This window comes from Marinococcus sp. PL1-022 (assembly GCF_033845285.1).
In the GTDB taxonomy this organism is placed as follows: Bacteria; Bacillota; Bacilli; order Bacillales; family Marinococcaceae; genus Marinococcus.
On the sequence record NZ_JAWXCX010000001.1, the window covers coordinates 2,634,842 to 2,651,236 of the forward strand.

Annotated in this window: 11 protein-coding genes and 1 pseudogene; 1 reads left to right on the forward strand and 11 read right to left on the reverse strand. The window is 52.3% G+C overall.

Translation table 11 applies throughout. The annotated features are described in order from the left end of the window. Position 1 precedes the first annotated feature (1 nt). Positions 2–895, reverse strand: a pseudogene (locus SIC45_RS13525) (IS3 family transposase); the annotation flags it as partial. Continuing rightward, positions 895–1,323 carry an HTH domain-containing protein gene (locus tag SIC45_RS13530; protein WP_319632363.1) on the reverse strand — a complete coding sequence of 143 codons (429 nt, stop codon included), beginning with the start codon at positions 1,321–1,323 and terminating at the stop codon, positions 895–897. The gene SIC45_RS13530 and the pseudogene SIC45_RS13525, both read right to left, overlap by 1 nt. A 267-nt stretch (positions 1,324–1,590) precedes the next feature. Here SIC45_RS13530 and SIC45_RS13535 point away from each other — a divergent pair, with 267 nt between their 5' ends. Further along, positions 1,591–2,991, forward strand: coding sequence for a cell wall-binding repeat-containing protein (locus tag SIC45_RS13535; RefSeq protein ID WP_319632551.1), 1,401 nt, complete (start codon positions 1,591–1,593; stop codon positions 2,989–2,991). A 70-nt stretch (positions 2,992–3,061) separates the two neighbouring features. Here the strand turns inward: SIC45_RS13535 and SIC45_RS13540 are convergent, their stop codons facing one another. The 9 genes from SIC45_RS13540 to SIC45_RS13580 all read right to left on the reverse strand — a co-directional run bounded on the left by SIC45_RS13540 (position 3,062) and on the right by SIC45_RS13580 (position 16,133). Continuing rightward, positions 3,062–4,225: an MFS transporter gene (locus tag SIC45_RS13540; protein WP_319632552.1), complete on the reverse strand. Its 1,164-nt coding sequence runs from the start codon at positions 4,223–4,225 to the stop codon at positions 3,062–3,064. 148 nt (positions 4,226–4,373) lie between these two features. Further along, positions 4,374–4,727 (reverse strand): hypothetical protein, encoded by a 354-nt coding sequence (locus SIC45_RS13545; protein WP_319632553.1) that lies wholly within the window; start codon positions 4,725–4,727, stop codon positions 4,374–4,376. Positions 4,728–4,813: 86 nt separating this feature from the next. Next, positions 4,814–6,013, reverse strand: a complete 1,200-nt coding sequence (locus tag SIC45_RS13550; protein ID WP_319632554.1) for an ROK family transcriptional regulator — start codon at positions 6,011–6,013, stop codon at positions 4,814–4,816. 85 nt (positions 6,014–6,098) lie between these two features. Continuing rightward, positions 6,099–9,143, reverse strand: coding sequence for a glycoside hydrolase family 2 TIM barrel-domain containing protein (locus tag SIC45_RS13555; protein ID WP_319632555.1), 3,045 nt, complete (start codon positions 9,141–9,143; stop codon positions 6,099–6,101). An 11-nt stretch (positions 9,144–9,154) separates the two neighbouring features. After that, positions 9,155–11,194, reverse strand: a complete 2,040-nt coding sequence (locus SIC45_RS13560) for a beta-galactosidase (RefSeq protein ID WP_319632970.1) — start codon at positions 11,192–11,194, stop codon at positions 9,155–9,157. Positions 11,195–11,266: 72 nt separating this feature from the next. Further along, positions 11,267–12,115, reverse strand: a complete 849-nt coding sequence (locus SIC45_RS13565) for a carbohydrate ABC transporter permease (protein ID WP_319632556.1) — start codon at positions 12,113–12,115, stop codon at positions 11,267–11,269. Further along, positions 12,112–13,023 (reverse strand): carbohydrate ABC transporter permease, encoded by a 912-nt coding sequence (locus SIC45_RS13570; RefSeq protein ID WP_027847127.1) that lies wholly within the window; start codon positions 13,021–13,023, stop codon positions 12,112–12,114. The genes SIC45_RS13565 and SIC45_RS13570 overlap by 4 nt, the downstream gene beginning before the upstream one ends. A 59-nt stretch (positions 13,024–13,082) precedes the next feature. Beyond that, positions 13,083–14,417, reverse strand: coding sequence for an ABC transporter substrate-binding protein (locus SIC45_RS13575; protein ID WP_319632557.1), 1,335 nt, complete (start codon positions 14,415–14,417; stop codon positions 13,083–13,085). A gap of 972 nt (positions 14,418–15,389) precedes the next feature. Beyond that, on the reverse strand, positions 15,390–16,133 hold the full coding sequence (locus tag SIC45_RS13580) for a YveK family protein (protein WP_319632558.1): 744 nt from the start codon (positions 16,131–16,133) through the stop codon (positions 15,390–15,392). Between the last annotated feature and the right edge of the window lie 262 nt (positions 16,134–16,395).

A 16,395-nucleotide genomic window follows, 5' to 3' on the forward strand; every position in this document is an offset into this window, starting at 1 on the left:
TCTAGGCTGTTAACAGATGATCCCGGTATTGGACCGGGGTCATTTTTTTTAGTCCCCACTGGTAGCGGCGGTGATTATATCTGTCGATATAATCGTGAACAATCTGCTTCAGTTGAGCGAAGGTGGCACAGAGACGGGGGTCCACCATATCTTTAAAGTGTCCAAAGAAGGATTCCATGGGAGCATTATCCCAACAATTGCCGCGCCGGGACATGGATTGGCAGAGACCCGCCTGCTTCACCTTGGCCTGAAAGGCCGGGTGTGTATAGTGCGTCCCCTGGTCGGAATGAAGCATCGCTCCGGGATGGAGGGACTGATGCTGCAGTTGGTCCAGGGTCTCATGGGCGAGATCCATCGCTAGCGAGGTGGAAACGACATGAGCCAGAATTTCTTTGGTGGCGCTGTCTTTGATACACGACAAGTACGCTTTTTGCCCCTGGCCGTAATACAGATACGTGATATCTGTCAGAAGAATTTTTCCAGGTTCCTGGGCGTCAAAAGCCCGGTTCAACAGGTTGGGGCAGGTCTGGTGCTCCTGGGTGGCCTTCATGAGCTTTTTATAGGGGGTCGCCCGGCGGATTTTCGTTACCATCTGAAATTTGGCCATTAACCGTCGAATTTTTTTATGATTCATGATGATGCCCTGATCGTTTTCAAGCATCATTTTGATCTGCAGGGCGCCTGCTTTTTCATGATGACGCTCAAACAGCTCCCGAATCCGTTCGGCCTCCCGGGCATCGTGGTCGTCCTGCCGCTGCCTCTCCGGTTCATTCTTCCGCCAGGCGTAATACCCGCTCCGGCTGACCCCGGTCAGGTGACATAAATACGACACGTGACCGAGGAGCTCATGTGTATCAATGACCGCCTGAATCAATCCGTACACCTCGTGGGGGGTTAACGGTGTTTCTTCTTCGACACCTGCCTTTCGAGCTCTTCGAGCTTTTTTAAGAAGTCGATTTCAGCCTCCAGATACTGTATGCGTGTTTCGGCTCGCTGAAGCTTGTCGTCCGTGGAACGCGAACGGGACGAGGGCCGGCCCGCAGCTCCTTTCCCCCGGCGTTCCTGTTCGAGGCCCAGGTCCCCATAACGCTCGTGGGTTTGTCGCCATCGCTGCAGGCATCGTTTCGGCTGTTCCTTGCCAATGACCGTCAGGTCAAGGTCGTGCTCGACAAAAATCTGCGCTGGTCCAGCTCCCTGATGATAAGCATGGACGGCCTTCTTCTTAAAATCCGGATGATACGAAATCGTCCGGTCGGATACCTTTCGAATGCACGGATGAGCTTCTAACTGCTTTTGTTCGCTCGCCGAATACCTTCTTTTCATCGCTGTTCCTCCGTTCGTTCTCTTTTCGTTTAGTATACACGGCAATTGGGGATGGAAAATAGAAAAAACCCGAATGATGGGCACTTTTTTATCGTGTCCATCATTCGGGTTATAGTTCAACATAGGGGGCAGTTTTTACTTCTTTGTTTCGCGACGTTAGCTAAGACCTAATACCTAAAGTAGTACTATTAAATTTATCTTTATGCCTTTATGCTTAGAATACAGTTTGTTTTGAAAAATATGTATTCTGACTATAAGGAGCGTTTTATGCATACTTCTATTAAAATGATGTTCGCCATAACGATTGTCACGGCGTTTTTTTTGAGTCTTTCCATCAGCGTGAAAGCAGAAGCAGCAGAACGAATTTCAGGAGAAGACCGCATTGGCACCGCTATTGAAATTTCCCAGTACGGGTGGGAACACAGTGATGCCGTAGTCATCGCCAGGTCGGACCACCCTGCAGACGCTCTCGCTTCGGCGGGAATTGTGGAAATGGCTGATGCACCCATCCTGCTGTCCAGAACTAATTCATTGGATCCCCGCATCATGGAGGAGGTTCTCCGGCTTGATGCCCAGACTGTCTACCTGCTCGGCGGAGAGGCAGCTCTTTCTTCCAACGTGGAACAGGAGCTTCGAAGCGCAGGGGTCAACGTGGAACGCGTATCGGGGAGCACCAGATACGAAACAGCGGAGGAAGTAAATGACACTGCCGGCTATGCCAGTGCCTCCTCGGCCATTCTGGTCAGCGGAGAAGTCGCTGCCGACGCTTTAAGTGCATCCGGCATGGCGGTGGATGACCGTCTGCCTATTTATTTAACGAAAAAAGACAGCCTGTCTACGGACCTGCCTTCTTCAGTCAATTATGTCACTATTTTTGGCGGCACTAACGCCGTCAGCTCCGAGGTCGTCGAGCAGCTGGAGGCCCAGGGGGTTAAAGTACGAAGAATTAAAGGCGACACCCGTTACGAAACAAGCGTCAAAGCCGCCGCGTCTTATTCTCCCGGCAATTACAACCTGCTGGTTCGCGGCACTTCCGTAAAAAGCGATGAGGAAGATTATCCTGATGCCGTAGCTGCCGCCGGCCTGGCAAATAAAATCGGAGCTTCCATTGTTCTCTCTCATCCTTCCCAGGCGCAGGCTTCCACCACCAATTATTTAAGCAGCTCGTATAATACTAATATTATTCTAGGCGGAACTGCCGCTATCTCCGATCAGGTAAAAGCTTCCTATGAAGAAGCTGCACCGGGGGATTCACCCGATAGTGTGGAATTAGTGGAAGGCATATCCACCTACACGATCGATAATATTATTGCATCCGGCGAAAAATATATTGGTACCCCGTATCAATTCGGGGCACCGCCTTACACCACGGAAACCTTTGACTGTTCCTCCTTTCTGCAGCTTATCTTTGCAGAAAACGGGGTTACACTGCCCCGAACATCACGCCAGCAGTACCAAGAAGGTGTAGAGGTTCCGGAAGACCAGCTGGAAAAGGGCGATCTTGTCTTTTTTGACACTACCAATGATGGCTCCATCAACCACGTTTCGATGTACATTGATGAAGAAACGCTATTTCACGCGACCCTAAGCAGAGGCGTCGACTATACTGGATTTACCAACTACTGGAGAAGCCATATGGTCGGTGCGAAGCGTATTACCGAGGAATAAAGAAAAGCCCAGCAGTCTCTCTTTAAAGAGTAACTGCTGGGCTTTTTGCGCTCAAAAAAGCGCACACCCGTTACGTTTTTGCTTCACTTTCCCGCACCCGCGGCGCCCGGTATGCCATCAGCGCAATCGCCATGGCGACCACAACAAGCGCACTTCCGGCCCAGGAGGTGGCCGCGACCACGGACTGCTCCACAACGATGCCGCCGAGAATGGAGCCAATTGCAATGCCGACCTGAAGGGCCGAGGTGTTCACGCTCTGCTGGATGTCCGACGTTTCCGGAGCGACGGCAATCAAATAACTCTGCTGTGCCGGTGCGATCGACCAGCTGAGGATGCCCCAGATGATGACGGCTGTGATGAAGAGGGCCATCGAGTTCGTGGCAAACGGCAGGATGAATAGGATGACCGCAAACGATGCGATGAACGTGAGCGACATTTTTTTTGAGCCGAACTGGTCGGTCAGCCAGCCGCCGACGCCACCGCCGGAGACCGCAGCCGCCCCGAAAATGAAGAACATAGCGCTGATCCAGAACGAGTTCAGTCCCATCGTTTCCTGCATGAACGGGTTAAAGTAGCCGTACAGTGTGTAGTGGCCTGCAAGCACGAGCAGCGTCACGCTGTGAATGCCGACGATCTTAATATCCTTGAGCGAGCGGATCTGCTGGCCGACGGTCACCACCTGCTCCGGCTGCATGCGCGGCAGAAAGCGGACCATGAGCGCACCGATCAACACCGTGAGCACCGCAATCATGACAAAGATGATCCGCCAGCCGAACGCCTCTCCGATAAGCACGCCGAGCGGCACCCCGAGCACGAGCGCCGAGCTCACGCCCATCGTGACGAGGCCGATACTGCGGGAACGGTATTTGGCCTCCACGAGCTTCGGCGCCATCGTGAGCGCGAGCACAATAATGAGCGCGGCGCTGGCCGCCGTTACAAACCGGGCGGCCATCAGCACCGCAAACGTCGGAGCAAAGCTTGCGCCGATATTCGCGATGGCAAACACGGCGAGCGCCCACATGTAGACGGTTTTGCGCTCCACGTTGGACGTAAATGACAACAACAGCGGCCCGGCCACCGCAAATACGAGGGCAAAAATCGTAATCAGCTGACCGGCAATCGCAATAGAGACCCCTAAATCGTCCGAAATGAGCGGAAGAATGCCGCTGATAATCAGTTCGACCATGCCGACGATAAACGCCGACACCGCCAGTAAGTATACACGTGAATTCATAACACAATGACCTCGGAAGACTGCTGCGTCCTCCGTTCCTTTCTATCCTAAAATCTTCTATTTCATTCTAACACGAACCTCACACCGAAAACGATATGCTGCCTGCACGAAAAAAGCAGCACCCGAACCGGGCCCTGCCTTCTCTCATTTATATCAGCTGCACATTTGGTGTCGTTTTTTCGTGATTCTGGTACTGCCTGGCCATGATGCCTTCCGGGGTAATCTCCCAATCGGTGATCGAAAGCACCAATTCGTGCCGAAAACCGGTCAAACGGCAGGAGGCCAGCTCCTCTATGTGTACCGGGCGCCCCTGCAGTTCCTCCAGCAGCTCGTACGTTTCCGGCTTCCACATCATATATTCGTCGTAAAAGAAAGGAATAAGTAATCCTTCCTCTCGCTGCTTTGCCTGTTCGAAGTTAACAATTGCACTATCACGAAAAAGAGAGCCTATGTCCTCCCAGCGATCCGAACGGACCTGGGCTGCAATGAATGTGTTTCTCATCAGTGACAACTCCTTTCCTCCCTCTATTCCCAAAAGAAAGGAAAGTTAGTCATGAATGATGAATGTTTTGTAAGAAACGCTTTCATTCACTGTGGCTGAAACAGCTCCACGAGCAGCAGCGCCACCGCCCCAAGCATGGTTGCCCTGCTGCCAAATTCGGTAAGAACGACTTTGGTCTGCTTGGCCTGCTGGGTAAGGCCGCGCTCCTGAATAATACGCCTGAGCGGCTCGAGCACGTACTTTCCGGACTCCGAGACCCCGCCGCCGATAATAACCTTGGTCGGGTTGATGATATGGATCAGATTGGTGAGGCCGATGCCAAGGTATTCCCCGGTCTGCCGGAGAATATCGATGGCAAGCTGATCACCTGCTTCAGCAGCGGCAAACACGACCTCCCCGCTCACCCGTTCGAGATCTCCTTCAATCAGCTCCCAAATACGGCTGTCGGGATGCTCTTTCAGGCTTTCCACGGTTCGCTCGGCGACCGCCGGCCCGGAGGCGACCGTCTGCAGACAGCCGTTGCTTCCGCACGCACAGCGGCGGCCGTGTACATCAATCGCCATATGGCCGAGCTCCCCGGCGATATCGTACTCCCCGTGATACAGCTCGCCGTTGATGATAATGCCGGAGCCGATCCCACGGCCGACGTTGACCGCGACCATGCTTGTAACGTTTTCTCCGCTTCCAAACCAGGCTTCGCCGAGCGCCATCGCGCGCGCATCGTTTTCTACTTTCACAAGAAAACCGAATTCCTTTTCCAGCTCTTCCTTAATGGGAATATTTCGAAGGTGCAGGTTCGGGGCAAACAGCGACGTTCCCGTTGCCACATCGACCACCCCGTGCATCGCCACGCCAATACCGACGACTTTATCCCGCATGAGCGGAATTTCATTTAATAAATCATGAATGCCTTTTTTTACGACATCCAAAAATTCCGATTCCTCCGTCAGGCTGATGCTTTCCCTCAGGTGATGAATCACCGTGCCGGACAGATCGGCGAGGCCAAACTCCACCTCTGTCGGGCCGGCGTCGAGACCGATAATATAAAAGTCACTGCTGTTGATCACAAGCATCGTCGGCTTCCGGCCGCCCTGTGAATCGCCGAGGCGGCTTTCCTTCACAATTCCCTGCTCGATCAGCTCGCGCACATTCGCGCTCACCGTCGGCGGGGTCAGGTTGGTTTCTTTCGCAATCTGGGCACGTGAGATCGGGCCCTCGCTACGGATTTTGTTTAATACAATTGATTTGTTAATGGACTTCATCCATTGAAAACTGCCGGTTTGCATAACTGTTCCCCCGTTTCGCGGCCCCTGGTTCCTCATCCACGTGCCCTAATGCTGTAAATATCATCCGCGTGAATCTTCTATATCGTTATTCTCCGCGCAGGCGAAGCTGAAAATGAAAAGGCTTCATGTGCAGCTGGTACGGCTCCAGTACGTCCGGACCGCAGCTGGCTGAGCCGAGGCCGTGCTGCTGGTGGTCCACCTGCACCGTCACGTAGTCCGCTTTCACCAGCTCATGACGGTGACGGGCCTGTTCCATATTTTCGCGGGTATACTCCTGAATTGTAAAGTCAAAGCGCTCACCGCGAGCTTCAGCCGTTAATGACACCGCTCCGCCTTTGATCGTCACTTCGCGCACGTGGTGGCGATTCCCGTTTTCCTGTGGATAAATGTACGGGGTCATCAGCTCCGGCACCGGAAGCGACCACTGGCCGCGCCGCACGGACTGCCGGCTGTCGCGGTAGGCTTCTCCCGGCCCGAGACCGAGCCAGTCCACCTGCTGCATGGATTGGGGCACGGTCCATTCGATGCCGACCCGCGGCAGGGTTTCCGGATAGTCGCCATTCGGCACAACAGAAACATCTATGTCCACTGTTCCCGAAGGTGCAACCACATACGTCCACTCGACGTCCATCCTCCACGCCACCCCCGGAGGCGCGACGCTTTCCTGAACAGTCACATGCACCGCTTCGCCGTGTTCGGCCACTTCGACTTTTCTCGTCCGGGTAAGCAGGTAATGAAGTCCAAAGGCCTTCCATGTTTCTTCGGATGGCACAGGCTTCCATTCCTTCTGCCCCCAGCGGTCATTATCAATCGGCGCCCGCCACAGGTTCAGCTTCGGCCCATGCTCCATCAGCGGCTCACCGTTGTGGGTCCACGCGTTGATTCTGCCGGTCTGCCGGCAGAACGCCAGATGCGTTATTTCCCCGGAAATAATCCACTCGGCCGGGGTTTCTGTCACTGTCAGTGAAGAGCCGCTGCTGCTTTCGTCCGCCGCGTCTCCCGGAAGCACCGCCTCCTGCAGCACATGCTCACTCCAGGCCACTTCGTGTCCGGCCGGTGCCCACGGCGTGTCTTCTCTCAGCGAGCATTCCACCGAGAGAACCACTTCTTCGTTCGCTTCCGTCTCCACGGTTTCATACGGAATGCTGAGCGGCTGCGACGAACGTGCGGGCACCTCGATACCGCGAAGCTCGCCTGCCTGAACGGTGGTACCGTCAATTTTCACCTGCCAGTGGACCGCCAGATGCTCCGTGCCGAGAAAATCATACTCGTTCACGATCCGGTACTCCCCGTCATTATCCGCTTCCACCCAGATCGGCTGGATGATTTTTTTGTATTCCCGAAGCGCCGGGGACGGTGTCCGGTCCGGCATCAGCAGGCCGTCGATAACGAAGTTGCCGTCGTGTGGATATTCCCCGAAGTCGCCGCCGTACGCAAAGTACTTCCTGCCATCATCGGTGGTGCTTAAAATGCCCTGGTCGATCCATTCCCATACAAACCCGCCCTGCAGGCGGTCGTGGCGGCGGATCGTTTCCCAGTATTCCTTTAGTCCGCCCGGGCCGTTGCCCATCGCGTGCGCGTATTCGCACAGAATATGCGGTTTTTCGTACTCGGTGTGTGCCCCTAGCCGGTCCATCACCTCGACGCTTGTGTACATGGTCGTAAACATGTCGGAGGCAGTCGGATCATGGTCGGGCTGGTTCCGGACCTTCGCTTCGTTCATCAGCTGGCGTGTTTCGCCTTCGTAATGCACGAGCCGCCCCGGGTCGCGCTCCTTCGCCCAGTCGGCCATCGCCTGGTGGTTCGGGCCAAAGCCGGACTCGTTGCCGAGCGACCATATAATGATCGACGGGTGGTTTTTGTCGCGTTCGACCATCCTTATCATCCGGTCCAGATACGCCTCTTTCCACTCCGGATCCCGGCTCAGCTGGCTCCAGTCGTTCACCTTGTCAAAGCCGTGGCACTCAAGGTCGGCTTCATCGATCACATACAAGCCGTAGCGGTTGCACAGGTCGTAAAAGGCCGGCGCGTTCGGATAATGCGCGGTACGCACCGCGTTAATGTTGTTCTGCTTCATTAACAGCACGTCTTCTTCCATGCGCGCCCGGCTGACCGCCCGTCCGGTTTCCGGATCGTGGTCGTGGCGGTTCACGCCCTTCAGCGTAATCGGCACGCCGTTCACGAGAAAGACGCCACCCTTCAGTTCCACGGACCGGAAGCCCACGTCGTGGACAACCCGGTCCACCTCTTCCCCGCTGTCGTCCCGCACCACGAGCACAAGCTGATACAGATACGGTGATTCCGCCGACCACTTGTGGGGATTCGCTACACGCATATCCACGCTCGTTCCCGAGCTGTCCGCCGGTAGCTGCGTCGTGCCGATTTCTTCTGCTCCGTCATACAGATAGGCGTCCACCGCATAGGCTTCCTCCGACTGGTTCGTCTGTACGTCCACCCGGCAGACCGCGTCCCGGTACTCGTCATCGAGCTGTGTCTGCACGAAAAAGTCATTCACATAGACGGGCGGCTTCACCTGCACGGACACATCGCGAAAAATACCGCTCATCCACCACATGTCCTGGTCTTCAATGTAGCTGCCGTCTGACCACTGGTACACCCGCACGGCGATATGATTGGTGCCGGCATGCACCAGCTCCGTCACATCAAATTCACCTGGCACCCGGCTGCCCTGGCTGTAGCCGGCTAACTGGCCGTTCACCCAGACGTGAAAGGCGCTGTCGACGCCTTCAAAGGCGAGCAGCACCGTGTGATCCTCCGGTACGTCCGCCAGCTCAAAGGTCCGCCGGTAGCTTCCCGTCGGGTTTTCGGACGGAATGTTTGGCGGATCCACCGGAAACGGATAAATCACGTTCGTGTAATGCGGACGCCCGTAGCCGTTCAGCTGCCAGTGCGACGGCACGGCAAGCGTATCCCACGAGGCATCGGAAAAGTCCGGTTCATAAAAATCCTCCGGAGCCTCCTCCGGTGACGGCGCGTAATGAAATTTCCAGTCGCCGTTTAACAGCGTGACACCGCGTGCGCCTCCCGTTTCGCTCTGTGATACGAATGAGGCCCGGGCCGCCCGGCGGTTCCGCTGCAGCGTCGTTAAGTCTTCCCAATCTTTTTGCATAGCAATGCCTCCTACTTGGACTGTTTAATAATGGTGATACCGCGCGGCGGGAGCGTGAGCGTTTCATGAACTGCTTTCCCACTCACCAGGTTCGTTCCGCTCAGTTTCTTCGACGTCATGCTCTGCTCCCGCTCGCTGAAATTGGAGACGAACAGGTATTGATGGTTGTTGTTTTCGCGTTTTTGCACGGTCATCCCGCGCGGAAGCGGGGCATCTACCAATCGCTCTACCCCGCTTTCCCGCAGGACGGAGGCGTAAAAGTCATCGTAAAACGATTCGTCGGCGCGGGCCGCCAGATAATATGCCTGCCCGCTGCCGTAACGGTTGCGGGTAAGTGCCGGACGGCCGGCATAGAAATCATCCCGGTACTCAGCCAGCACCTCCGCCCCTTCTGTGTGAATCAGGTCGCACAGCTCGGTAAGCGTATATTCGCCCCCGAGCTCCGGCACGTCCGCCCGTTTGATCATGGTATTTTCTTCTCCGTCGCCGAGGCTGTCGATTTCTTCGGACCAGATACCGAGCACGTCGCGGAGCGGTCCCGGAAATCCGTCCAGAAAACACAGGTCATGTTCATCCACAATGCCCGACCAGTACGTGGTAATCAGCGTACCGCCGTTTTTCACAAATTCGGTAATTTTCTCACCGACGCCCTCGCGCACCATGTACAGCATCGGGGCGACAAGCACCTTGTACGGTGACAGGTCCTTGTCCATATCAATCACATCCACCGGCACGCCCTGCTTCCAGAACGCTTTGTAGTGGTCTTTCACAGTGGCTTCATAGTGAATGCCGCTGTTTCGCGGCCCCTGAGCATCCTTGACCGCCCAGCGGTTTTCGGTGTCAAAAATGACCGCCACTTCCGGCTGCACCGTCGTGCCTGCGAGCTCGCCAGCCGCTTCCAGCGTTTTGCCAAGTTCGGCTACTTCCTGGAAAACCCTCGTGTTTTCATGCCCGGCATGATCCACCACCGCGCCGTGAAACTTTTCGCTCGACCCGCGGCTTTTCCGCCACTGAAAATACTGCACCGAGTCCGAGCCGTGCGCCACCGCCTGAAGCGACGACAGCATATGCACCCCCGGCTTTTTCAGCTTGCTGAGCGGCTGCCAGTTGGTCGTACTCGGGGTGCTTTCCATCAGGAAGAACGGCTGGCCGTTTTTCATGGCCCGGAACCAGTCATGGTTCATGCCGACCCAGGCAGCCAGGTCTGTGTCATCAGCCGCGTAATGCCACGTCGGGTACGAATCCCAGGAAATAAAGTCGACGACCTTGGCGAACTTGGCATAATCCAGTTCATCAAAAGCTTCCATGAAATTGGCGGTCGCCGGCAGGTTCGGGTTGGCTTCGCGGAACGGCCGGAGCTCGTGCTCGTAAAAATCAATCGTCTGGTCGGTCACAAATCGTTTCCAGTCCAGGTTCAGCCCGTGCACCATCGTTTCGCCGTGCGGCGCCGGGGATTCAATCTGCTCCCAGGACGAATACGTGTGGCTCCAGAACGTCGTCCACCAGTCATGGTTCAGCTGCTTGAGCGTGCCGTATTTGTTTTTCAGCCACTGGCGGAATGCTGCCTGGCAGAGCGGGCAGTGGCATTCGCCGCCGTATTCGTTTGAAATATGTAGCCCGATCACTGCCGGGTGATGGGCGTAGCGTTCGGCGAGGCGGGTGTTCATCTGTTCCGTCTTCTCCCGGTAAACCGGCGACGTATAGCAGTGGTTGTGGCGCAGCCCCTGCAGGTTGCGCTGCCGGTGCTCGTTTACCCGCAGCACCTCCGGATACTTTTCCGACATCCACGCCGGCCGGGCACCGCTCGGTGACGCCAGAAAAGCGTAGATGCCGTTCGCCTCGAACTGATCGAGAATTTGGTCCAGCCAGCCGAATGTAAACGTTCCCTCCTCCGGCTCGAGGCTTGCCCAGGAAAAGATGCCGACCGACATAACGTTGCAGTTGGCTTTTTTCATAAGCCGGATATCGTCTTCAAGCTTGTCGGGGTAATCGAGCCACTGCTCGGGGTTGTAGTCCGCCCCGTGCAGAAGCGTCCCCGGCGTCGGGAACATGGATTGATAGTCGCGTTCCAAAGTGTATCATCCTTTCACCGCTAGCGTGTATTTTGTGTTTTCCCGGAAAAGCTATCCTTTCACTGAACCACCCAGAATCCCGGCAATAAACTGCTTCTGCAGGATTAGGAAGAATACCATAATCGGTACAACGGAAATGGCAGCCCCGAGCGTGATTTGTCCGTAGTCAATATCCGACAGCCCGATAAGGCTCGACAGCGCAACCGGCAGCGTGTACATTTCCCCGGAGTTTAAAACGACGAGCGGCCAGATGAAGTTGTTCCACTGGAACATAAACAGGAAGATGGCCACTGCCGCAAGCGCCGGACGCATGGTCGGAAGCACAATTTTGAAAAAGATCCGGAACTCCCCGGCGCCGTCCACCCTTGCTGCTTCGAGCAGCGTCGACGGAATCGCCTGCATGTTCTGGCGCATGAGGAAAATCGCGAATGGATACGCGAGCTGCGGCAGAATAACCGCCTGGTACGTGTTCAGCCAGTTGAGCTCTACAAAGATCCGGAATAATGGAATCAACGTTACGTGATACGGAATCATCATCGACAGCAGCAGCACGAAGAAGATAACGTCACGGCCTTTAAATGTAAACTTCGCAAACGCATAGCCCGCCGCGCTGCATATGAGCAGGCTGAGCACGGTAAACGACAGGGCAATAAACAGCGAGTTGAACACGACGCGCAAAATACCGATCGACTCATTTAAGTTGATAAAGTTTTCTACCAGGTACGTGCCGGGAATCAGCGAAGGGGGAATGCTGAAAATCTCCCCCGACGGATTCGTCGCCCCGATGATCATCCAGTAGAACGGAAAAATGGAGATAATGACGCCGACGGCAAGCAGGCTGTACAGCCCGATTTTTTTCGGCAGGTGTTTTTTCTGCGGATTAGCTGTTGAAGTACTCAATCCCGATCACTCCCAAGTCTCAGCTGTATCCAGGACAATACAGCGATAATAATTACAAGCACGTACGCAATCGCCGAGGCGTAGCCGAAGTCAAAGTAGCGGAAGCCCTGGTCGTACAGGTACATAATAACTGTAAGGGTGCTGTTGTTCGGTCCGCCGTTCGTCAAAATGTACGGCTCGTCAAACAGCTGAAGCGTGCCGATCGTGGAAAGCACGACCGTAAACAGAATGACCGGCTTCAGCTGCGGAAGCGTAATGTGGAAAAACTGGCGCAGTTTGCCGGCACCGTCGATGCTTGCGGACTCGTACAGCTCCTGGGAAACGTTCTGCAGGCCGGCAAGCAGAATGACCATGTTGTAGCCGGTCCAGCGCCAGGTAACCACAAGCATAATCGAGACTTTCGCCCAGAATGGGTCGTTCAGCCACGAAACCTTTTCAAGGCCGATGCTCGAAAGCACGTAGTTGACAATGCCATAGTTACTGTCCAACAGAATGATAAAAATGATGGAAGCCGTAACAAGGGCTGTAACGGATGGGAGAAAAAATGCTATCCGGAAAAAGCCGTTAAAGCGAACAAGCGCGGAATTGAGGGTGACCGCAAGCAGGATCGCAAGCGTGATCATTACCGGCACCTGGATGATCAAAAGTGTAAATGTATTAATAAGCGACTGGTAAAACAGGCCGTCATTAAAGAGCCGTATGTAGTTCTGGAAGCCGATAAAGCTCATTTCTCCCCCTTCACTGGCCTGAAAGCTTAATATAAAGGAAGAAATAACCGGATAAACCGTAAAGACGGCAAACAGAAACACGGCCGGAAAAACGAGAATGTACGGAAAGGTTTTCGGGGTGATCCATTTCTTTTTGGTTTTCGTCTTTTCTTCTGCATGCTCCGAATTGACGTTTTCCATGTTCGACATATTGTACCTCCTTATAAAAATGGGAGAGCAGGCGCTCTCCCCTTCATTCGTTATTGTGATGTTTCCCGGCCGGTTTCACTGGCCAGCCGTTCCACGGCGTTGTTCATGACGTTGTTTGGATCATTGCCCTCGAGAATGACCGAGGACTGCGCGTCCATGATCACGTCTTCTGCCCGCGGGATGTCACTGTTAAATATTGGAGATTCAATATTGTCGGTTGTATCGGCAAGCAGACCGTAGGCCGGCTCGTCGTTAAAGTATTCCACCGGCTCTTCGAAGATTGGATCTTCGTACGTGCTCGTCAGGGACGGGAACAATCCGTGCTCTTCGAAGGACTGGATCTGCACGTCTTCACTGGTCGTAAAGTATTCGGCGAATGCGTAAGCTGCGTCCTGATTCTCGGAGGATTCGAGCACTGCCAGGTCCGAACCACCCGAGTTGGCTGCCTGCGGCGTGCCTTCTTCAAACGTCGGCAGCTCCATGACGCCCCACTGCCCGCTCATGTCGGGAGCCTGATCCATAATGGTGCCGCTGTACCAGGCGCCTGTCGGCACCGAAGCTACATCGCCGTTGACGGTCGCCCCAACCATCGCGTCCCAGGTGTTGGCGTTATAGATTAATTCCTTCTCGCTCATTTCCGCCATCAGATCCATCGCCGCCTGTGCTTCTTCTGTGTCGAGCTGGATTTCGCCGTCCTCGTTAAAGTAGTTGACGCCCTGCTGGTTCAAAAACACGCGGTACGGAGAGTCATCGGAGGTCACCTGCACCGGCAGCATGAACGCATCCGTTTCTTCCACGACCTTTTCACCGGCGGCCACGTAATCATCCCACGTTTCAATATCGTCCGCATTCACGCCAGCCTCTTCAAACAGGTCCACCCGGTAGAAAACCCCGGCCGGGCCGATGTCCCACGGCATTGAAATAAAGTCGCCGTTTTCATCCTGCGCGGCATCCACTTTAAATTCGGTGAATTTGTCCGCATGCTCGTCAAAGCCGTTTTCCGACAGGTTCATGAATCCATCCGGAAATTGGGATTTGTAGTTTTCCAGCTGGGAGGACTCCAGGGATACAACGTCCGGCAGGCCGGAGCCGCCGGAGCCAAGGCCAACCGTCAGCCGCTCGTATACGTCATCGGTCGAGCTGTCCTGAACCGTGATCTCCACGTCCGGGTGCTCTTCCATAAACTGCTCGGCTGCCTGCTCCAGTGACGCTGCCGCCACATTCCACGACCATACTTCCACTTCGCCGCTCAGTTCACCGTCGCCACTTCCACCGCCGTCGCCTCCACTGTCACCGCTTCCGCCTCCGCTGTTGCCGCTGCATGCCGTTAACAGGCCTACCGACGCTGCTCCCGCTACTGCCAATTTCCAATATGATGTTTTCATGAACCCATCCCCCTCAAGTGTATTACCAGCTTTTGAAATTCGTGTATGTAGAATATATTAAAGCGTTTTCAAAAGTTAGTAAAATAAATTAATTAACTTAGTATTTATTAAACAGTATTTTGTAAGCGGTGTCAATTTATATTTTAGATTATTTTGATAATTAGTTTTTATTTAAGCAAGATTCAAACCTAAAGCTAACCGTAAACTACAAGGACAAGGTATCTTTATTCCTTGTCCCACACTACGTTTCCAGGTCTTCGATATAGCCCGCTATCGAACCACTGGTATATTTGTACTATGATATGATTGACCCTGAGATGACTCGATAGCGTTACACTCATTCTGGGCACCTAGCTATCTTGGCTATAGCTAACTCACTGTCCGTTCATCTAGACATGAAACGAGCTACCGGCATTTTCAAAAGCCAACAACACCGTCTCGTCCGCCGGAAGCAAGCTTCCAATTAGATTTTCGAACTGAATTTGCGAAGGGGCAACATAAATGGATAGAGCACGTTTTTTTAAGGCGAACGACTGCAGCTATGCAACTCCCAGTGCAATGAAGCGGCTAGATTGATCTAGGTGGTATCTAAATGCTGGCAACTCACATTTTTGAAACCCCTTACTAGCCGGTTTAATAAGTTTCACTCATTAAAAAATTATGCTCATTTCACTATTTTATCTACTCTCTGTAAAATGTTTAAAACTTTATTGTTAAGAATGTTAATTTTTTTAAAAGCTTAATAATCTATGCTCGCCCCAACAAGGTGAAGATTTTGACTCGTATCTACGATAGGATTACAGTCGCAAAAGATGAGGCACTTTCTAGCTTACGTTTTCTTCTGAGTTATTACATAAACGAGCAAAAAAATTTTTAACTACTACACTAACTACAAATGAATTAATGTTTTAAAACTCTAAAAGTCAACTCTGTTTCTTGAGGTAATATGGACTTAACCAATTAAAATTTTTTCTATGCCCGCTTAGTCAGTCTTGAACTAGTTTTAGAATTTTTTGATTTTATTGCACCATCATTCTCTTCTTTAGACATAAATGGGACAACGCCTAATATTGGCAAAGCTAATTCTTTTTCTACATCTTGTTCATTTTTTATTGATTTATCCATATATTCAAGTATAAAAGCTAAACCAATACCCGCCATTAAGCCTATGAAAATTGATATAATTAGGTTTAAGATTGGCTGAGGCGAAGTTGGGCTATCGCTATTTTCTATTTGAGCTTGTGATAAAATACTGACATTATCTACTTCCATAATACCAGGAATTTCTTCTTCAAAAGTTTCCGTAAGTGCATTAACTAAAGCTACAGCTTGTTCTGGATCTGAATCTTCTACAGTTATATTAGCCACTTGAGAATCTTGTTCAGCAGAAACATTAATTTTATTTCGAAGTTCCCCTACTGAAATAGGCTCTTCCATTTCTTCAATTACTAATTCCAAAATAGCAGGGCTCGTTATAATTACTCCATATGTATTAATAAATTCTCGGTTAGATTCTAATTCCTGAGAAGTTATAGCATCTTCATTGTTTTGCGCTTGATTTACTAGCACCTGTGTTGAAGCTTCATATTGAGGGGTTATTAAAAAAAAGGTTGCTAAAGCACTCAAACTAAGCGCTACTAAAATAGTTCCTATAATAATACCCAACCTTTTTTTTATTGTGCGAAAAATTTGATGAACATTAATTGTTTCTTCCATAATTATCCTCCAAGGTAAAATTGTTTTCATTTAGGCTATGTTCTTTTATTTTTGTTCAAATAAAATTTATTAGATTTAATTCACTGTAAGATTTATTTTCATAATTTATTGTTGTAGTATTTTACATTAAAATTCATCTTTTCTAGGCCATGAATAATTTGCGAATTTTCATCTAATCATTACTTAATTATACACTATAAATACTCATACTTGTCATTAGTTCTTACATTTATAAAATTCCCTAATACATTTCCAATTGAAA